The following is a 20,137-nucleotide window of genomic DNA, read 5'->3' on the forward strand; positions in this document are numbered from 1 at the left end:
ATGATCAAACGATTACCTGACGATTTCATTTTTGGTGGTGCTACAGCAGCTTATCAGGCTGAGGGTGCCACAACAATAGACGGTAAGGGAGCAGTGGCTTGGGATCGTTATTTGAAGGACAATTATTGGTACACAGCAGAGCCAGCGAGTGATTTTTATCATCAGTATCCTGTTGATTTGGCCTTGGCTGAGCAATTTGGGATTAATGGTATTCGCATTTCCATTGCTTGGTCGCGGATTTTTCCAGAGGGCTTTGGCGAGGTTAATGCTAAGGGTGTCGCCTTTTATCACAGCCTTTTTGCTGAATGTCACAAGCACCATGTTGAGCCCTTTGTGACCCTGCATCATTTTGACACGCCAGAAGCGCTTCATTCAAGGGGAGATTTTCTTAACCGAGAAAACATTGATCACTTTGTTGCTTATGCTGCTTATTGCTTCAAGGAATTTCCAGAGGTGAGCTATTGGACAACCTTTAATGAGATTGGACCGATTGGTGATGGACAGTATTTGGTCGGGAAATTTCCTCCTGGCATTAGTTATGACTTGGCCAAGGTATTTCAATCACATCACAACATGATGCTAGCTCACGCGCGTGCTCTTGTGCACTACAAGGAACAGGCTTATCCTGGCGAAATTGGTATTGTTCATGCGCTGCCAACAAAATACCCTCTAGACCCAAAAAAGCCTGGTGATGTTCTAGCGGCAGAGCTAGATGATATTATTCACAATAAATTTATCCTAGATGCTACCTACCTAGGGCGATACTCAGAAAAAACAATGGCTGGTGTTAAGCATATTCTTGCTGAAAATGGCGGCAGCCTTGATCTAAGACCAGAAGATTTTGAGCTATTACAGGCAGCCAAGGATTTAAACGATTTTCTTGGGATTAATTACTACATGAGTGATTGGCTGCGTGCTTTTGATGGTGAGACCGAAATCATTCATAATGGCAAGGGAGAAAAAGGCGGCTCCAAATATCAGATAAAGGGGGTTGGTCAACGCGTGTTTGATGTTGATGTGCCGCGTACAGACTGGGATTGGATGATCTATCCACAGGGGCTTTACGATCAAATCATGCGGATCAAGGCAGACTATCCAGGCTATAAAAAGATTTATATCACTGAAAATGGCCTTGGCTACAAGGATACCTGTATTGATGGCAGGATTGATGATGACGCTAGAATTGATTACATCAAGCAGCATTTGGCTGTGATTGCAGACGCTATCGGTGCTGGGGCTAATGTTAAGGGCTATTTTATCTGGTCCTTGATGGACGTCTTTTCTTGGTCAAATGGCTATGATAAGCGTTATGGCCTCTTCTATGTTGATTTTGAAACCCAAAAGCGTTACCCTAAAAAAAGCGCTTATTGGTATCAGCAGCTAGCTACCACAAAAACCATTTCAGTGTAATCTCCTAACGAAAAGCACCGGCACAAGGGCTGCAAGGCTTCAAGAGCTGGTGCTTTTCTTTTTTATGCTATACTGGTAACGATGAGATCATGACATAAAGAGATAGCAAGTGGGTTGTAGCAACCTCGTATTAGCTGCCAGCTGCTGATAATCTCATTTGGTGATGATGGAGAGTACCAGCTTGAATGACTCATTAAAAAGGAGGTTATGATGAAAAAAGTAATGATGTCTTTGCTAATCCTTGCTACGGCAACTCTTGGGGCTTGCCAGGCTTCTCACCAGTCTGATCAGCCCAAGCAAGAGCAAAAAGAGCCACAGGCTAAGAAGAAGGGACGTCTTTTCCTATCTAACATGAACAGTGCAAAGAGCCAGCAGGAGGTCAGAGCTGCCCTATCACATCAGCTGAAGGAAGCTAATGTCAATGCCTTTATGGCTGGTGTCCAAGAATATAATAGCCTAGTTGGCAAAACAGGCTTGACAGGGGCCTTTACCTATCAGAAGCAGCCTGATTATGATGTGGTAGCAATTGATGAGCTGTGGTTGCAAAAGCAAGGTGACTTTATTGGTACGAATTGCCGGATCAACACCTTTATGCTGTTAAAGGACACGATAGCCATCAAGCCAATCAGCAGTGATGACACGCTTTTATTTATGGACGAGGACGCCATTACTACAAGACAGCTCTTTACGCAGGCAGAGACAGAGCGCTTTAAGCAGCTGTTTTCAAGGGTGAAAACGGAAGCCACCAAGGACATTCAGGTGCATGCCAAGCATATGCAAGAGCATTTCTCAGCTGTTAGCTTTAATGGTCCAGCCAAAATGCTTGCTGTTGTGATTCACGATCAGCTAGATGGTGATTATTTGTTTATTGGTCATGTGGGAGTGCTGGTAGAGCATAAGGGCAAGTATCTGTTTGTTGAGAAATTGTCCTTCCAAGAGCCCTATCAGGCAATTCTCTTCGATCAAAAACAGGATTGCTACCAATACCTCTACCATAAATACAAGACCTATCAAACCAAGACATCAGCAGAACCCTTTCTCATGGAAAATAACAAGGCTGTGAATTTGGCAAGCTATCGCTCCTAACTCCTGCTACTAGGAGCCTAGCCTATATAGGGGCTAAATCTTTGGTGCAAACAAAAACAGGTCATCAGTAGGATTTTTGAGGACCTTGCTCTTATTTTGACTTATATTTTGATTAAAAAGATGGTAGACTAATAGGGGATTAGGAAGCATTAGGTGAGTTATGACAATTGATATGTGGGAGCTTTTAAGCATTATTGGAACGATAGCCTTTGCCTTGTCCGGCGCTATTGTCGCTATGGAGGAGGAGTTTGATGTTCTGGGGATTTTTATTCTAGGCTTTGTCACAGCCTTTGGTGGTGGGGCTATTAGAAATACCTTGATCGGACTGCCTATTGAAGCCTTATGGGGACAAAGACCAGAATTTGCCTGCGCTTTTATAGCTATTATTCTGATCATGCTGTTTCCTAGGCTGGTGGCTAAGGGCTGGGTCAGAGCAGCGGTGCTAACTGATGCTATTGGGCTTGCAGCCTTTAGTGTTCAGGGGGCTTTACATGCTGTTCGACTGGCCCAGCCTTTAAGTGCTGTTATTGTAGCAGCGGTTCTTACAGGAGCAGGCGGTGGTGTTGTCAGAGATGTCCTGGCAGGCCGTAAGCCAACTGTTCTTAGAAGTGAGATTTATGCTGGCTGGTCTATCATAGCAGCACTTGTGCTTTATTTTAAGCTGGCCACTTCAAATGTTGAATGCTACTTGCTGGTTGTTTTATTGACAGTCATGCGTATGATTGGCAACAAAAGACAATGGCACCTACCTAAGATAAAATGGAAAGAGGACTGATACGATGATTCAGCTTATAGCAATTGATTTAGACGGTACCCTGCTGGATAGCAAAAAGCACATTCCAAAAGAGAATATCAAGGCTATCCAAGCAGCTGCACAAGAGGGGATAAAAGTTGTTCTCTGCACAGGCCGCCCCCAGTCTGGGACAAGGCCGTATTTTGAGCAATTAGGCTTGAGTGATAAGGAGGAGTACCTTATTTTAAACAATGGCTGTAGCACCTATAGGAGCCCAAGCTGGGAGCTGCTACATTATCAAAGCCTGACCTTTTCAGCTATTGAGCACCTTTACCAGCTGTCACAGCCCTTTTCAGATATTTACCTCACCCTGACTGGAGAGCGTGATTATCTTGTGATAGATAGCAAGGTTCCAGATATGGTTCAGGCTGATGGTGATTTGGTTTTTACAAAGGTAAAGGCTACTAACCTATCTCAGTTATCCAACAGCAGTCAAATCATATTTCAGGCTATGTACATGGGAGAAAAGGCTGCCCTAGATACTTTTGAGGCTCTTGTTAGAGAAAAACTCAGCGCAAGCTTTAGTGTGGTCCGCAGTCAAGAGACCATACTAGAGGTAATGCCGGAGTGTGTGACCAAGGCCTCTGCCCTGAAAGAATTAACCGCTGATCTGAGGCTGCGTCCAGACCAAGTGATGGCTATTGGAGATGCAGCAAATGATCTTGAAATGTTAGCCTATGCTGGCTTAGGTGTCGCTATGGGAAACGCTGATGAGGCCATTAAAAAGGTCGCTGACAAGGTAAGCCTCTCCAATGATCAAGCAGGTGTGGCCCATGCCATTAATCAATTTGCATTGAAAAAGGGCTCTTAAGCACAGTCAAACCAGCCCGTCAGAACAGGCATCCAAAAGCTAGAGATGATAAGCTCAGTTTTAGAGGTGTTGACTAGAGCTGAGCTGTCTTGGAACACCACAAGCCTAGGTGTGTGAGATCGACTGAAAAATAAAACACGAAAAAACCTCCAACAAAGGAGGTTCTGGATTGAAGAACAGGCTAATCTCGTCAGCCTCTTCAGTCTTTTTTTATGGCTTGGCTAAAAGTAAGAGCCTTTAAGCCTCTGCACAACAGCGAGCGACAAGTCACACCTTGCCTGTAGTAGGGCTAGTACATATCTTGGTAGGCAGTGCCAGTGCTTAAGTCAAGCCAGCTAAGCGTCCTGTCTGATGGTGCAAGCTTGGTTTCTTGGGAAGTTGTCTAGGAGCTATAGGTGATCTAGAGACAACTAGGCTAATAAGGGCAGCCCCATAGCAGCCATCTCCTCGGCAGGAACAACCATATCATCAGAAATCCAATTGGAAAGGACAGAGACAATAGCGTTGCTCCAAAAGAGCAGTGCGTAGTGAGACAGCTTTTTTTCCTGCCACTTTTGGTAGGCTCTCAAACGCTTAGTAACCATCTGCGTCAAGAGCTGCTGCAGGTGATGGTTAAAGATAATACTAAGCAGCGTCGCTTCTTTTTTGGCCTCTGTAAACAGATAAAGCCATGCCTGATAGGCTTGTGTCTTTAGATCAAAGGCCTTCAGTCCACGAAAGATACGTCTGATAACAGAAGTCAACAGACACTCAAGAATATCCTCTTTTGAGCTGTAATTGCGGTAAAAAGCATTTCTTGAAACCCCAGCTCTAGCTACCAATTCTGAAATGGTAATGTGTCCTAAGGGCTTCTTTTCTAGTAAGCTAAGCAGAGCAATTTCAATAGCTTCTCGTGTTAACCGTCTGGATTCCTGATTGCAGTGGGCTAAATTTTGAAGGGACTGTTTAGAAATTGGTTTACCAGCCATTACAAATACCTTTCAAGTGTTACATCTGATGTCGTTTAGCTAGCAAAAGCCTAGCTAGTGATGATATAATTTTATGGGAAAATGCTTACTTTGTCAACCAAAACAGACTATGAAGGAAAAGAGGAAAACGAATGACCTGGAAAATTGTATCGGATTCAGGCTGCGATATTAGAGCCCTAAAAAGCCAATCCAATCACCTGCGCTTTGAGCGTGTGCCGCTAACCCTACAGATTGGTTCAGATATTTTTAGAGATGATGATGGTCTAGATATTGATCAAATGATGGAGACTATGTATCAGTCCTCTAAGCCAGCAACCTCAAGCTGCCCAAGTCCTGATGCTTTTTTACAAGCCTACAGGGGAGCAGATAATGTCATTGCCATTACCATTACCGGTACGCTATCAGGCAGTCACAATAGTGCTAGATTAGCTCAAAATGATTTGCTTGAGGAAAATCCGAACGCAAACATTCACGTGATTGACTCTTTGTCAGCAGGTGGTGAGATGGATTTGATTGTGTTAGAGCTAGAGCGGTTGATCAATCAGGGGCTCTCTTTTGATGAGGTCGTTGAGAAAATTACAGCTTATCAGGAAAAGACTAGGCTTGTTTTTGTGCTGGCTAAGGTTGATAATCTGGTTAAAAATGGCCGCCTGAATAAGCTCATTGGTAAGGTGATTGGCTTATTAAACATCAGAATGGTAGGACAGGCAAGTAAGGAAGGCACGCTTGAGCTGCTTCAAAAGGCCAGAGGTCAAAAAAAGGCAGTGTCAGCTGTTTTAGAAGAGATTCAAAAGGCAGGTTATAAGGGAGGGCGAGTCTTTATCTCCCATGCCAAAAACCCTAAGATCTGTGAACAGATTACAGAAAAAATTAGAGCGATTTACCCAGAAGCAGAGATTCAAACCAGCCCAGCCTCAGGCCTATGCAGCTTCTATGCAGAAGCTGAAGGGCTTCTCATGGGCTATGAGGTTTAAGGCCTATTAGTCCAAAAGCAGCAAATGCTGCTGGTAGCTGAGCCTGTCTGGGCAGTTGCTTGTTATGTCAGTGTTTAAAACCTAGCTCGTGTAGCTTTGCACCCCAAGGTTAGAGGTCTTGTCTAATTCTTGGGGTATTTTGGTTGCTTGATTTTTTAACTGTTCTTAAGAGTCACAAAATAAAATGGGGAAAAGTATTGACAGTGATTTAGAAAACGGTTACAATAACAACATGAGAACGGTTCCACAAAAAAGAAGGTGATAAGACTTATGGTGACAATTAAACAGGTAGCCAAGGAAGCTGGTTTATCAAAGTCAACAGTTTCACGCTACATTTCACAAAAAGGCTATGTCAGTGAGGAGGCAAGAGATAGGATTAAGGCAGCTATTGAAAAGCTGCACTACAGTCCAAATCTGTCTGCTCAATCCTTAAAAACCAAGAAAAACCAGCTGGTGGGCTTACTTCTGCCGGATATTTCTAACCCTTTTTTCCCTCGCTTGGCTAGAGGGGCTGAGACCTTTTTGAAGGAAAAGGGCTACCGAGTCATGCTGGGAAATCTCTCAGACAATCCAGTCTTGGAGGAGGAGTATCTTAATGTCATGCGACAAAGTAATGCGGCTGGCATTATTACGACACATGACTTTACCAAGACTCACCCGGAGATTGACATTCCAATTGTGGTGGTTGACCGGGTCAATCAAGAAACCCAATTTGGTGTCTTTTCAGACAATGAAGAGGGTGGGCGACTGGCTGCCCAGAAGGTTTGTGAGTCGGGTGCTGATCATATTCTTCTTATCCGAGGGCCGCTAGATGATGCTGAAAACCTGCACGAGCGTTTTGAAGCTAGCCTAACCTACCTTCAGGAGGCTGGTGTTCGGACGTCTATTTGCGATAGTAGTAGCTTTGACTTTGAAGCCATTCAAGACGAAGCCAAGCAGGCCCTGGCTGATTTTCCAGATTTGGATAGTGTCATTGCACCATCAGATATCCATGCCATTGCTTACATTCATGAGCTTCATTCCTGTGGTAAAAGGATTCCAGAAGATGTTCAGGTGATGGGCTACGATGATATTTTGATGAGTCAGTTTATTTATCCATCACTTTCAACCATTCATCAATCCTCTTACTTGCTGGGCTATAAGGCCGCTGAATTGGTTTATCAGATTACCAACCAGCTTCCGATTGATGAAAAGCGCATAAAATTACCCGTTCACTATGTGGAACGCGAAACAATAAGGAGAAAGCATGAGTAATATTGTGATTATTGGTAGCATTTCTATGGACCTTGTCATGGAAACTAAGCGGATTGCTAAGGAGGGAGAAACGGTCATTGGAGAAGCCTTTTCTATGGTTCCTGGTGGTAAAGGAGCCAATCAGGCTGTCGCTGTAGGACGGCTGAGCTTAGACAGTGATAGAATTACCATGTTAGGAGCTGTTGGGCAGGATTCCTTTGGGCCACTCTTGCTTGACAACCTCAAAAAGAATGGTGTTTCTGTGGAGTATGTGGGAACGGTACCATTATCTAGTGGAATTGCCCAGATTACCATTTTCAATCATGATAATCGCATTATTTATTGCCCGGGGGCTAATGGTCAAGTAGATACCAGGACATGGCAGGCGGAGTGGGAGGTGTTAGCGGCAGCAGACCTGGTGATCCTGCAAAATGAGATTCCCCATGAGGCTAATCTGGCTATTGCTCGTTATTGTCATGAGCGTGGCATCAAGGTCCTCTACAATCCTGCACCAGCTCGTGAAACAGACTTAGACCTGTTGACTTTTGTAGACTACGTTACCCCAAATGAGCATGAATGTCAGGATCTATTCCCAGAGCTGAGCCTTGAAGAGGCTCTAAGGACCTATCCCAACAAGCTAATCGTGACACTCGGGATTAGGGGAGCTGCTTATTGTGATGGTAAGGCTATTCATGTGATTCCAGCTATCAAGGCAGAGGCGGTTGATACCACTGGAGCAGGTGATACTTTTAATGGTGCCTTTGGTCTTGCGATCTCACATGGGCTAAATACAGCGGCAGCCTTACGCTTTGCGACCTTGGCTTCTCACCTATCTGTCCAACAATTTGGTGCCCAAGGGGGCATGCCAAGGCTAGAAGAAATGAAGGAGCATGAAGCATATGAAAAAGCATGGGATTTTAAATAGCGATGTAGCTAAGCTGGCTGCCGATTTAGGACATACTGATCGTGTCTGCATTGGAGATTTGGGGCTGCCGGTTCCTGTAGGAGTCCCGAAGATTGATCTGGCACTTAAGCGTGGTCTGCCAAGTTTTCAGGACGTGTTAGGCATGTATCTTGAGCATGTGGTGATTGAGAAGGTGATTCTTGCTGAGGAAATAAAGACAGCTAATCCAGATCAGCTAGCAGCTATTTTGACACAATTAGATGACACAGTAGCTGTTGAATATGTCAGTCACGAAGAGTTGAAAGCGCTTAACAAATCCGTTAAGGCAGTTATCCGAACAGGAGAGGATACACCTTATTCAAACATCATTTTACAATCAGGAGTTACTATTTAGAAGGGAGGTAGAACCATGAAAATTGAAATGACTGCCATTTCTAAATCCTTTGGGAGCAATAAGGTGCTAGAAAAAATAGATCTGGTGCTGCATTCAGGCCAAGTTCATGCTTTAATGGGAGAAAATGGTGCAGGAAAATCTACCCTGATGAATATTCTAACCGGGCTTTTTCCAGCTAGCTCAGGAACCATTGTCATTGATGGTGTTGAAAAGCAATTCTCCAATCCCCAAGAAGCAGAGGCATTTGGGATTAGCTTTATTCACCAGGAGATGAACACCTGGCCTGATATGACGGTGCTTGACAACCTCTTTCTTGGACGTGAAATCAAGGGAACCTTTGGCCTTTTAGACCAAAAAGCAATGAAGGAAAAGGCAAAGCGTGCCTTTGACCGCTTGGGGATTTCTATTCCACTTGATTTACCGATTGGGAGCTTGTCTGTTGGTCAGCAGCAGATGATTGAGATTGCCAAGAGCCTGTTGTCAGAGGTGTCTTTATTGGTCATGGACGAGCCCACAGCCGCCTTAACAGATCGTGAGACAGAAAGTCTTTTTCAAATGATAGCCAGCTTGAAAAAAGAAGGGGTAGGCATTGTTTATATCTCTCACCGGATGGAGGAGATTTTTAGGGTGACAGATCTGATCACTGTGATGCGTGATGGCATTGTTGTTGACACAAAGCCAACAGCTGAGACTAATCCAGCTGAGCTGGTAAAAAAAATGGTCGGTCGTGACATTGATGATTACTACCCAGCAAAAGCAGCTGAGCTTGGAGAGCTGGTCTTTGAAGTGGAGAACTTATCTGGTGAGTGCTTCAAGGACATTTCATTTCAGGTTCGAGGGGGTGAAATTCTTGGTTTTTCAGGCTTGATGGGTGCTGGTAGGACAGAAGTGATGAGAGCAATCTTTGGTCTAGATAAGAGGACAGCTGGACGAATCAGACTTAATGGCCAAGACATTCAGGTGACTAATCCGGTACAGGCAATCAGGGCAGGTATTGGCTTTTTAACAGAGGATCGTAAGGAGGAGGGGTTAATTCTTGATTTTTCCATCAAGGACAATATGACCCTTCCAAGCCACAAAGACTTTAGCAAGAATGGCTTTTTTGATGACAAGACCAGTCGTGATTTTGTTCAAAAAATGATTGACCGCCTGCGGATCAAATCAGGAAGGCCAGAGATGGTTGTTGGCAACCTCTCTGGAGGTAATCAGCAGAAGGTGGTTCTTGCTAAATGGATTGGCATTGCACCTAAGGTGCTGATTTTAGATGAGCCAACCAGAGGTGTTGATGTTGGTGCCAAACGTGAGATTTATCAGCTAATGAATGAGTTAGCTGATAGAGGTGTTCCGATTGTACTAGTCTCCTCTGATTTGCCAGAGGTTCTTGGGGTTAGTGATCGGATCGTGGTTATGCATGAAGGGAGAATCACTGGAGAACTTAGTCGAGGAGAAGCCACTCAAGAAAAGGTAATGCAGCTAGCAACAGGAGGTAAGTAAGGTGAAGCAGGCTATGAAATACATGTCAGAGTTAACAACTCTGATAGCGCTGGTGGGCTTGATGATCGTGATAACCATTATCAATCCAAGCTTTTTAACCACTAACAATTTATTGAATTTATTACTACAGGTAACAGCTAATGGGTTTATTGCCTTTGGCATGACCTTTGTGATTCTAACAGGTGGGATAGACCTGTCTGTCGGATCAAGTTTGGCTTTATCAAGTGCACTTGCAGCAGGCTTGATTGGTGGTGGCCTTCCTGTTCCTGTCGCAATTGTGCTAGCCATCTGCTTGGGTGGGCTCTTTGGCATGCTAAATGGCTTACTGATTGCTTATGGGAAATTAGCACCCTTTATTGTCACCTTGGCCACCATGACGATTTTTCGTGGAGCTACCTTGGTTTATACCAATGGAAATCCAGTGACAAAGGGACTTAGTGATAGCTTTCTTTTCCAATTTTTGGGGCAGGGCTATATTGTTGGGATTCCCTTTCCTGTGATTCTCATGTTTCTTGTTTTTGTGATATTGGCTATCTTGCTACATAAAACAGCCTTTGGTAAAGCTGTCTACGCACTGGGAGGAAATGAAAAAGCAGCGTATATCTCAGGCATTAAGTTGAATAAGGTCAAAATCATTATTTATACCATTTCAGGCATGATGGCATCGCTATCTGGATTGATTATCACATCACGCCTTAGCTCAGCCCAGCCAACAGCGGGTGCTAGCTATGAAATGGACGCTATTGCTGCGGTTGTCTTGGGAGGGACCTCTCTCTCAGGAGGTAAGGGCCGTATTTGGGGAACCTTGATTGGTGCTTTGATCATTGGTGTGCTAAACAATGGCTTGAATATTATTGGTGTGTCTGCATTCTGGCAGCAGGTTGTCAAGGGGATCGTTATTCTGATTGCTGTCTTACTTGATCGTTTTAAAGTAGCAAAATAAAAGGAGGCTAACAAATGACATTTGGTAAAAAACTAGGCTTTTTAGCCCTTATTCTCTCAATGGTGCTTGTACTTGGTGCTTGTGGCAAGACTGGTCTAGGTGGGTCATCATCAGAATCAACCAAAGAGACCACTAAAAAGGAAGCCAAGGATTTGAAGCTCGGAGTTTCCATTTCGACAACTAACAACCCTTATTTTGTGGCCATGAAGGACGGTCTTGATAAGGCTGCCAAGAAAACTGGTGTCGCTATCAAGGTTGCAGACGCTCAAGACGATGCTGCTCGTCAAGCAGATGATGTGCAAAACTTTATCAGTCAACGGGTGGATGCCCTTCTCATCAATCCAGTTGATTCAGATGCGATTGTCCCCGTTATTAAGGCGGCAAATACTGCTCATATCCCAGTCATCTTGATTGACCGAGGCAGCAATGGCGGTGAGGTCTTGACAACCGTTGCTTCTGACAACGTAGAAGCAGGTAAAATGGCAGCTGATTTTATTGTCAAAAAGCTTGGTGATAAGGCCAAGACTTTTGAATTGTCAGGTGTTCCAGGAGCTTCAGCTACTGTTGATAGAGGCAATGGCTTTAATAGCATTGCAAAAGAACACTTGACAGTTTTGTCTAGTCAGTCAGCAGGCTTTGATCGTGCAAAAGCTCTTAATACAGCTCAAAACATGATACAGGCTAATAAAGATGTTCAAGTTATTTTTGCTCAAAATGATGAAATGGCGCTAGGAGCTGCTCAGGCTGTGAAGGCTGCTGGTCTGAAAAATGTCCTTATTGTTGGTATTGATGGTCAGCCAGATGCTCATCAGGCTATTGAAAAAGGTGATCTCACAGCCACTATTGCTCAACAGCCGGCCAAGATGGGTGAGATTGCCATTCAAGCAGCTGTTGACCACTATCAGGGTAAGGCTATTGACAAGGAAACAGTATCTCCTATCTACCTTGTAACAAAAGAAAATGTTGATAAGTACAACTGGTAATAGAGCTAGTAGCTATCTAGCAGACCCTTTTAGAGAAGGCTTGCGAACTTAGCTGGTCAGCAGAAGCATCAAAAATAGCTGCTTGTCTGGTGGACAGGTAGCTGTTAGTTCAGAGCTACGACCTCTTGCCTATTAATGGCTATTAAGCTGATTTCAAGCTAGCTATCGTGAAAAAAGATAGACAGAAGCCCCTAAGCATTTGGGGCAGTCTAGCTTAAAAGATATCATACTGCTAGTCGGCTGGTAGTGATGCTTACTGAGGTGGTTTGATTAGTAGAGATGGTAAGATAGAGATCTTCTGACGTTTTTTGCTACCCCTTTTTTGTTCAAGCCTGCTTGCTTGATTAATGGCCCCCTCAAAAGAGTAAAAAAAGCTGGAGCCGCTTTGAACTGCTCCCTGTCAAGTAGACAATGAAATAATAAAAGATTAAGCAACGGCCTTGTTCCTCACTTCAAGAGGGGCAAGGCCGTTGTGCTTCTCTTGAAATCGTTCGTTATTGTAAAAATAGATATAGTCATCAATATCATAAACTAACTCCTCAAACGTCTTGTAATCCTTCAAGTCATAACACTCCGTCTTAAAGTGACCAAAGAAGCTCTCAATTGGGGCATTGTCAATGCATTTACCAACTCGTGACATTGAACGTGTCATCTGATACTGTGTTGTTACCATGCGATATTCCCGCGACGTGTATTGGGAGCCTCTATCACTATGAAGCAATGGTGTGGCTCCTGAGTTAATCTCTATTGCCTTTCTTAGAGTTTCCATAACAAGTGGATTATCATTGTGCTTACTGATATGGTAAGCTACGATAGAGCCGTCATAAAGGTCTTTAATAGCACTTAAATAAGCCTTACAACCTCGTCCATACTGTAAGAAAGTCACATCTGTACACCATTTTTGATTAGGGGCATGAGCTGCAAATTCTCTATTGAGAATGTTCTCTTCGATATTCACAAAACTGGTTTTCGTGCAATAACCACGAGAACGACGGATAATTGAGGAGATACCAAGAATGCGCATTAGGCGACGAATTCGCTTCTTGTTATAAGTTGTTCCAAGTTTCCGATTGACAGCTCGCGTCATTCGACGATACCCTAAAATTCCCTTGCGTTTGGTATGAAGTTCCTTTATGGTTTTTAATAGTGTTCGATTTGTCTCCTCAGATGTCGTCTCTTTGTGATTAAGCCACTTATAATAACCTGATCGAGATACACCAATCAATTGGCATAACTGGCTAATAGAAGCTTCACTATGCTTATCGGAATAATCTTTAATAGCTTGAAATTCTTCTAAGTAACGTCCGATTCTTACCGTCGGTTTCTGCGTCTGATTTCTTCTAACTTTTTTAGCAATCCTACCTCCATTTCAAGGTAACGATTGCGTTCCTCTAACTGTTTGATTTTAAGCTGTAACTCTTCTTCCGGAGTAAGGTTAAGCTTACTTTCTAACCCTTTCCCTCTGCGGTCTAGAAGTCCTTGGCTACCGTCCTTCTCAAACTTTCTTACCCATGAATAAACTTGTTGGTAAGAAATACCGTATTTTTCAATAGCTGCTTGATAGTCCTTATCATGAGCAATGGTGAAGTTGACAATCTCAACACGTTCTTCAAAAGTGGTTTTTCGTCCTTGCTTCATACGACTTAGTCCTTTACTAGTGGTTTGTAATGCTTTATCACTAGTATACTGGTTTATCCAACGTTTGAGAACACTTTGACTAGAAATATGATATGTCTCAATAATCGTCTCTAAACTTCCTAAGTTGTTTAAATAGTCTTGTACAGCTTGTTCCTTCAATTTTTTACTGTATTGTTTCCAAGTTCGACTTTCTTTAAGACCATCTATGCCTGAGTTTTCGTATTTTCTAATCCACTTCTTGATAGTTGTACTAGCCACTCCATAAGAACTAACTAAGGTTGAAATAGATACTCCTTGTTCTTGATACAGCTGTACAAGCTCTAACTTTTCTTCTACTGATTTTGGGCTTCTCTTGGACATATGAAAACTCCTCCTATAGTTTCTAGTGAATTTTTGTTTTTTCACTGTCCACTATAAGGGGAGTATATCACTTGGGCCCAGCTTTTTTGCAGCTTAGAGGGCTTTAACCTTTATGAGCTGCTCTTTTATTGGAACTGCTCTTGGTATAATTGGCTATTAGCCCTATCTACTGATCCCCAATCGTTAGAATTTTGGTCTAACCTTTTGGAATCACCGCAGTAATGTCAAGTCCTGTTTTTATGGCTATTATTTTCTCTAGTGGCACGAAAGCATGACTTCCGCAGCTCTAGCTGTCCTTTCTTAGCTTTGTCCTGCTGGAGCAGTGTTTTCGGTTTGCTCTGTTGCAGGTGGTTGAGGACTAGGTGTGTTGGTTTCTGGTTGAGGATTTGGCTGAGGGTTAGGACTAGGCGTTGGCTCTGGGTTCTCTGGAGCTGGACTAGGACTAGGCTGAGGATTCGGCTTAGGACTAGGTTTAGGGTTCGGTGCTGGCGTCGTTCCCCCAGAAGACGGTGTGGTATGCTTTATTTGTGGAGCCGCAGGAGCTGGTGCTATATTTTTTTCTGCTGCTGGTGTTGCAGTCTCAGGCTGTGCAGTGCTAGGCTTTGAAAGTCCAATAGCGTCAAGTCTAGCCTGTAAGGCAGCTTTTTTAGCCTCATCAGAGAGCTTACTAATGGCTTTTTGTGCAGCCTCCTTAAGTTCAGGGCTTGGATTGTCCTCGGCTGCCTTTAGGACCTTGATAGCAACGTCTTCTTGATTGTGCTTTAAGCTGACAGCTGTTAGTCGAGCCTGTAATTCCTCCTTAGACTGGGTCTTTTTTAGCTGATTAATTGCTTTTTGAGCCTTTGCGATAGCTTCTTTAGTTGGGTTGTCTTCGGCCTCCTTGACTAATGCTTGAGCCTTAGTTAACAGCTCATAGCCCTTAGATTGGGTGGTAATGGTAGCTGGCTTTGGAGAGAGGCTACTAAACATAAGGTAGGCCCCTCCTGCAATGGCAATAGTAAGCAAGCTAATGATGAGGTAGTGGGTCTCTTTTGTCGGTTTTCTCATGGTATCTCCTTTGAAATCATTGTCGCTTGAGTAGCACTATTATACCCTGAATATAGGAAAATGAAAAGAGGACTAGGGCTCTAAAATAGGTTCTAAATGAGCACTATTTAAAAGGATTAAAAAACCCTTGTGATAACTGAATAAATACATTAAAATAGAAGAGAATAAATAAGCGAGTGAGGACAATATTGTGTCGGTAAATTGGCAAGACATTGCGTTTCATTTTTTTGGGGGTCTAGGTCTTTTTCTTTTCAGTATCAAATACATGGGAGACGGCTTGCAGCAGGCCGCAGGTGATAAGCTTAGGTATTACATTGATAAATACACAAGCAACCCCTTCTTTGGTATCTTAGTTGGAATGGCTATGTCTGCTTTGATTCAGTCTAGCTCGGGTGTGACGGTGATTACAGTTGGCCTAGTATCTGCAGGCCTTTTAACCCTACAGCAGGCGATTGGTATTGTCATGGGGGCCAATATTGGAACGACGGTGACCTCCTTTTTGATTGGCTTTAAGCTGGGAGATTACGCCCTGCCCATGATTTTTATTGGGGCAGCCTGTCTCTTTTTCACGTCAAATAAAAAGCTTAATAACCTAGGTCGTGTCATCTTTGGTGTGGGAGGGATTTTCTTCTCCCTCAACCTAATGGGCGATGCGATGGATCCTTTAAAATCAGTCTCAGCCTTTCAGCATTATTTAGCGACACTTGGAGACAAGCCCTTTCAGGGTGTTTTTATCGGGACAGCATTGACCATGCTGATTCAATCCTCAGCGGCCATCATTGGTATTTTACAGGGGCTTTTTTCGGGCGGTCTGTTGACCTTGCAGGGTGCTATTCCTATTTTGCTTGGCTCTAACATTGGTACCTGTATCACAGCGGTTTTGGCAGCTATAGGCTCTAATATTGCTGCTAAGCGTGTTGCCGCTGCTCATATTCTTTTTAATGTTATTGGGACAGTCATCTTTATGATTTTGCTGATGCCATTTACCTCCTTTATGCTATGGCTTCAGTCTGTTTTGGCCCTGTCACCTGAGATGACCATTGCCTTTTCACATGGGACCTTTAACATCACAAATACCCTGTTGCTGCTTCCTTTTATCAGCACTCTGGCAAAGCTTGTGACTACCTTAATTCCAGGTGAAGACGAAATCGTCAAATATGAAGCCTTGTATTTGGACCGTTTACTAATCACTCAGGCTCCTTCTATTGCCTTGGGAAATGCCCATAAGGAATTGGTACATCTGGCTTCCTATGCTATTCAGGCCTTTGAGGCCTCTTATAGCTACATTATGACAGCAGAGGACAGGTTTGGCGAAAAGGTGAGGCGATATGAGAAGGCGGTCAATACGATTGATGAGGAGCTGACCACTTACCTTGTTGATATTTCCAATGAAGCCCTTAGTCCTAGTGAAAATGAGGTTTTAGCAGGTCTGTTGGATTCGTCTCGTGATTTGGAGCGAATTGGTGACCACTCTGAGTCGTTGGCGACTCTCATTGAGGGGATTACAGCAAAGCAGATTGACTTTTCAGCAGCTGCACGTGGTGAATTAACAGAAATGTATCACCTGACCCACTGTTTAACTTTAGATGCGATTAGGGCGATTGTGGATAGTGACAAGGCTCTAGCCCAGTCTATTGTTGAGCGTCATAGGACGATTGAGCAAAAAGAGCGTCAATTGCGTAAAACACACATCGAACGCCTCAATCGTGGCGAATGCACAGCACAGGCAGGGATTAATTTTATTGACATTATATCTCATTACACACGTATCACTGACCACGCCCTAAATCTAGCTGAGAAAGTACTTTCAGGACAGCTCTAATAAAAGGGAAAACTTGAAATAGTATTCAGGTTTTTCTTTTTAACAGAAGGACTGGTATATACCATTTACAAAATAAGAATTAAGGCGTATAATAAACGAAAAAGGGAGGAAAAAAGATGACAAGCTATATTAAAGCAGATTGCTTTTATTACCCCAACGAGGTAAAGCCAGCAGGCTATTTGGAGCTAAATAATGGCACATTTGGTCATTGGACGGCTACTGTTGATGATCAGGCAGAGGTTATTGATTATACAGGCTATCAAATAGCACCAGGACTTGTAGATACTCATATTCATGGCTATGCTGGTGCTGATGTGATGGATAATTCAGCAGAAGGTCTCCATGCCATCAGTGAGGGTCTCTTATCAACAGGAGTGACCTCCTTCTTACCGACTACCCTAACGTCAACCTTTGAGCATCTAGAGCAGGTGTCTGCAACCGTTGCTTCTGTTGCTGATCAGGTCAAAGGAGCAAAGATTCAGGGGATTTATTTTGAAGGGCCTTACTTCACTGAGGAATACAAGGGAGCCCAAAACCCAATATATATGAAAAATCCTCGCTTAGACGAATTTGCAGCTTGGCAAAAAGCAGCTAAGGGCTTGATCAAAAAAATAGCTTTGGCTCCTGAGCGTGATGGCGTAGAAGCATTTGTCTCTGAGGTGACCAAGCAGGGTGTCACAGTAGCTTTAGGTCACTCAAATGGTACCTATGCTGAGGCTAAAAAGGCAGTAGCAGCAGGAGCTAGTGTTTGGGTTCATGCCTACAATGGGATGCGTGGCTTGACTCATCGTGAGCCTGGTATGGTTGGAGCTGTTTATAATATTCCTGGAACGGTTGCAGAGCTGATCTGCGACGGACATCATGTCTCACCTGTTGCTTGTGATATTTTGATGCAGCAAAAGGGGCATGAGCATGTGGCTTTGATTACGGACTGTATGCGTGCAGGCGGTTCACCAGATGGTGATTACATGCTTGGAGAGTTTCCGGTTATTGTGGAAAATGGCACAGCTCGCTTGAAGGATAGTGGTAATCTAGCAGGCTCTATCTTAAAATTAAAGGACGGCATTAAAAATGTTGTTGCCTGGGGAATTGCAAGTCCAGCAGAAGCAATTCACATGTCCTCTTACGTCCCAGCTGCTTCGGTTGGTATTGATGATGTCTGTGGCCAAATCAAGGCAGGTCATGCTGCTGACTTTATTGTTCTTGATAAGGACTTAGAATTAGTAGCAACCTACCTAAATGGTCAAAAGGCCTTTGAGGCTTGATACAGCAAAGGAATTGGGCTAGTGATCAGCTCAATTCTTTTTGCTTTGCTTATCATTGTGCTACAATGAAAAAGGAGGTTTTAGATATGATTAAAACAGTAACAATGGCTAATGGTCTTGCTATTCCAGTGCTTGGCTTTGGGACCTTTAAGGCTGCTGATGGTGAGGAGGCCTACCAATCCACCCTAGGAGCGATTAAGGCAGGCTATCGTCATATTGACACAGCTGCCATTTATCACAATGAAAAAAGTGTTGGACAGGCCATTCGGGATTCGGGCGTTCCTCGTGAAGAGCTCTTTATTACCACTAAGCTCTGGAATGATGCTCATAGCTATGATGGCGCTAAGGCAGCCTTAGCAGCCTCTCTTGAGCGCCTTGGACTAGAGTATGTAGACCTTTATCTGATTCATTGGCCAAATCCTAAGGCTCTTAGGGATTGCTGGCAAGCAGCCAATGCAGCAGCTTGGTCTTATATGGAGGAGGCTGTTGAAGCAGGCTTGGTTCGCTCGATTGGTGTCAGCAACTTTATGGTTCACCATCTGGAGGCTCTTAAACAGACAGCAACCATTACACCAGCAGTCAACCAGATTCGCTTGGCGCCTGGCTGCTATCAAAAAGAGACGGTTGATTATTGCCGCAGGCATCACATTTTGCTAGAGGCCTGGGGTCCATTAGGACAAGGAGAGATATTTGCCGATGATACCATGCAGGCATTGGCTAAAAAGTACAACAAGACAGTGGCTCAGCTAGCCCTTGCTTGGTCTATTGCTGAGGGCTTTATTCCTCTACCTAAGTCGGTGCACAAGGAACGCATAGTAGAAAATATGGCTATTTTTGATTGTGAGATTAGTCCAGAGGATTCAGAGCGCATTCGTTGCCTGCCGGGTATGTCAGCTATCCCAGATCCTGATACCAAGGACTTTTAGCAAGAGCTGCAGGGATTAAGTGGGTTGCCTTAGTAGCGCTTGCTCGTGCTTTGGTCAAAACACCGCAGCTGTTATTGGCAGATGAGCCAACAGGCGCCCTGGATATTGAGGCTGAGCAGGAGGTCTTACAAGCCATCAGAGCTTGTCAGACTGAGGATATGATTGTCTTAATGGCAACACACAGCGATGAGGTTGCAGCGCAATGTGACGCTATTTACCATATTGAGGATTTGTGTTTACGACAGGCGAAGTAGGTCAGGCCTGCAAAATGCCTCTTGGGTGCTGCTTGCTGCTCGTGAATTGACTGAGTCTAGGAGCTGTCTTTTGATGGTGATTTGGTACGACCTTAAAGCTTTGATGAGGTCTCTTGATGGTGCTGTGTGACGACCTCTTGTTTTTAGAGATCAAAGAAAGACATCTTTTTTTTGAAAACGGTTTGACAAGGCTTTGTAACTTAGCTATAATTTTAATTAGTGTTTCGTGAAAGAAACAGATTAAACTAGAATAAAGGAGTCTTACTTTGATTATCCTGTTATTGATGCTATTGATGTTTGCTATTCGTTTAGTATTCTTAAAAAAATCGATCAAAAACGAGAAGGCTATCCTGGCTAATGGAGGCAAGGAATTTGGTGCGCAAAACACTAAGTTTTTGACCCTGCTGCATATCATGATTTATGTCTTTGCTGTGACAGAGGCATTGCTCAAGCAGATTAAGTTTGATGGCATTAGCTTTCTTGGCTTGCTGCTGATGATTTTTTCGATAGCTGTGCTATATGAGGTAACTCGGATCTTGGGAGATATTTGGACAGTGAAGCTGATGCTGGCAAAGGACCATAAATATGTCGATCATTGGCTCTTTAAGACTGTTAAGCACCCCAATTACTTTTTAAACATTGCTCCAGAGCTGGTTGGTATTGCTTTGCTTTGCCATGCTCAGATTACGGCAATGCTGCTTTTCCCTTGCTATATTATTGTGATTTATCTGCGTATTCGTGAAGAAAATAGGCTCTTGTCTGAGGTTATTATTCCAAACGGAACTCGTCCAAAATCATAATAGTTGATTAGACAATCATAGGATTTTGTGAT

At 43.6% G+C, this 20,137-nt stretch carries 19 protein-coding genes; 16 read left to right on the forward strand and 3 right to left on the reverse strand.

From position 1 onward, the window contains the following. From lacG to I2432_RS02595, 4 genes are all read left to right on the forward strand, one after another. Positions 1–1,410 (forward strand): 6-phospho-beta-galactosidase, encoded by a 1,410-nt coding sequence (lacG, locus tag I2432_RS02580; RefSeq protein WP_206156392.1) that lies wholly within the window; start codon positions 1–3, stop codon positions 1,408–1,410. Between the two features lie 210 nt (positions 1,411–1,620). Continuing rightward, on the forward strand, positions 1,621–2,496 hold the full coding sequence (locus tag I2432_RS02585; RefSeq protein ID WP_206156391.1) for a DUF4300 family protein: 876 nt from the start codon (positions 1,621–1,623) through the stop codon (positions 2,494–2,496). Positions 2,497–2,656: 160 nt separating this feature from the next. After that, positions 2,657–3,271 (forward strand): trimeric intracellular cation channel family protein, encoded by a 615-nt coding sequence (locus tag I2432_RS02590; protein WP_012678408.1) that lies wholly within the window; start codon positions 2,657–2,659, stop codon positions 3,269–3,271. A gap of 4 nt (positions 3,272–3,275) precedes the next feature. After that, positions 3,276–4,100, forward strand: coding sequence for a Cof-type HAD-IIB family hydrolase (locus I2432_RS02595; protein ID WP_043029425.1), 825 nt, complete (start codon positions 3,276–3,278; stop codon positions 4,098–4,100). A gap of 410 nt (positions 4,101–4,510) precedes the next feature. On the opposite strand, the gene I2432_RS02600 is transcribed toward I2432_RS02595, so the two are convergent. Next, positions 4,511–5,068: a TetR/AcrR family transcriptional regulator gene (locus I2432_RS02600; protein ID WP_012515113.1), complete on the reverse strand. Its 558-nt coding sequence runs from the start codon at positions 5,066–5,068 to the stop codon at positions 4,511–4,513. Between the two features lie 131 nt (positions 5,069–5,199). Here I2432_RS02600 and I2432_RS02605 point away from each other — a divergent pair, with 131 nt between their 5' ends. The 7 genes from I2432_RS02605 to I2432_RS02635 all read left to right on the forward strand — a co-directional run bounded on the left by I2432_RS02605 (position 5,200) and on the right by I2432_RS02635 (position 11,993). Further along, positions 5,200–6,042 (forward strand): DegV family protein, encoded by an 843-nt coding sequence (locus I2432_RS02605; RefSeq protein WP_043983767.1) that lies wholly within the window; start codon positions 5,200–5,202, stop codon positions 6,040–6,042. 270 nt (positions 6,043–6,312) lie between these two features. Then, positions 6,313–7,296 (forward strand): LacI family DNA-binding transcriptional regulator, encoded by a 984-nt coding sequence (locus I2432_RS02610; protein ID WP_043029426.1) that lies wholly within the window; start codon positions 6,313–6,315, stop codon positions 7,294–7,296. Further along, the gene (gene rbsK / locus I2432_RS02615; protein WP_042670173.1) at positions 7,289–8,200 is read left to right on the forward strand and encodes a ribokinase; all 912 of its coding nucleotides are present in this window, start codon (positions 7,289–7,291) and stop codon (positions 8,198–8,200) included. The genes I2432_RS02610 and rbsK overlap by 8 nt, the downstream gene beginning before the upstream one ends. Next, positions 8,175–8,573, forward strand: a complete 399-nt coding sequence (gene rbsD, locus I2432_RS02620; protein WP_041785314.1) for a D-ribose pyranase — start codon at positions 8,175–8,177, stop codon at positions 8,571–8,573. The genes rbsK and rbsD overlap by 26 nt, the downstream gene beginning before the upstream one ends. Positions 8,574–8,588: 15 nt before the next feature. Then, positions 8,589–10,067, forward strand: a complete 1,479-nt coding sequence (locus I2432_RS02625; RefSeq protein ID WP_206156390.1) for a sugar ABC transporter ATP-binding protein — start codon at positions 8,589–8,591, stop codon at positions 10,065–10,067. Position 10,068: 1 nt separating this feature from the next. After that, positions 10,069–11,010, forward strand: a complete 942-nt coding sequence (locus I2432_RS02630) for an ABC transporter permease subunit (RefSeq protein WP_012515120.1) — start codon at positions 10,069–10,071, stop codon at positions 11,008–11,010. 14 nt (positions 11,011–11,024) lie between these two features. Beyond that, entirely contained in the window at positions 11,025–11,993 is a 969-nt protein-coding gene (locus I2432_RS02635; RefSeq protein WP_012515121.1) for a substrate-binding domain-containing protein, read from the forward strand. 427 nt (positions 11,994–12,420) lie between these two features. On the opposite strand, the gene I2432_RS02640 is transcribed toward I2432_RS02635, so the two are convergent. After that, a protein-coding gene (locus I2432_RS02640; RefSeq protein WP_206158698.1) for an IS3 family transposase occupies positions 12,421–13,991 on the reverse strand; the annotation gives its coding sequence in 2 pieces (ribosomal slippage) (positions 12,421–13,346 and positions 13,346–13,991; 1,572 coding nt in all). A 300-nt stretch (positions 13,992–14,291) separates the two neighbouring features. Then, positions 14,292–15,038, reverse strand: coding sequence for a hypothetical protein (locus I2432_RS02645; RefSeq protein WP_165627891.1), 747 nt, complete (start codon positions 15,036–15,038; stop codon positions 14,292–14,294). Positions 15,039–15,228: 190 nt separating this feature from the next. Between I2432_RS02645 and I2432_RS02650 the strand changes: the two genes are divergently transcribed. The 5 genes from I2432_RS02650 (at position 15,229) to I2432_RS02670 (ending at position 20,105) form a co-directional block, all read left to right on the forward strand. Further along, positions 15,229–16,860, forward strand: coding sequence for a Na/Pi cotransporter family protein (locus I2432_RS02650; RefSeq protein ID WP_206156389.1), 1,632 nt, complete (start codon positions 15,229–15,231; stop codon positions 16,858–16,860). Positions 16,861–16,976: 116 nt separating this feature from the next. Beyond that, on the forward strand, positions 16,977–18,125 hold the full coding sequence (gene nagA, locus I2432_RS02655) for an N-acetylglucosamine-6-phosphate deacetylase (RefSeq protein ID WP_012515125.1): 1,149 nt from the start codon (positions 16,977–16,979) through the stop codon (positions 18,123–18,125). Between the two features lie 86 nt (positions 18,126–18,211). Further along, positions 18,212–19,051 (forward strand): aldo/keto reductase, encoded by an 840-nt coding sequence (locus I2432_RS02660; protein ID WP_165627892.1) that lies wholly within the window; start codon positions 18,212–18,214, stop codon positions 19,049–19,051. A 50-nt stretch (positions 19,052–19,101) separates the two neighbouring features. Continuing rightward, complete coding sequence (locus I2432_RS02665) at positions 19,102–19,305, forward strand: hypothetical protein (RefSeq protein WP_269205574.1); 204 nt, start codon at positions 19,102–19,104, stop codon at positions 19,303–19,305. Between the two features lie 266 nt (positions 19,306–19,571). After that, a complete protein-coding gene (locus tag I2432_RS02670) occupies positions 19,572–20,105 on the forward strand; it encodes an isoprenylcysteine carboxyl methyltransferase family protein (protein ID WP_012515132.1) in 534 nt (177 codons plus the stop codon). Positions 20,106–20,137 lie beyond the last annotated feature (32 nt).

Source organism: Streptococcus equi subsp. zooepidemicus (assembly GCF_015689395.1).
GTDB lineage: Bacteria > Bacillota > Bacilli > Lactobacillales > Streptococcaceae > Streptococcus > Streptococcus equi.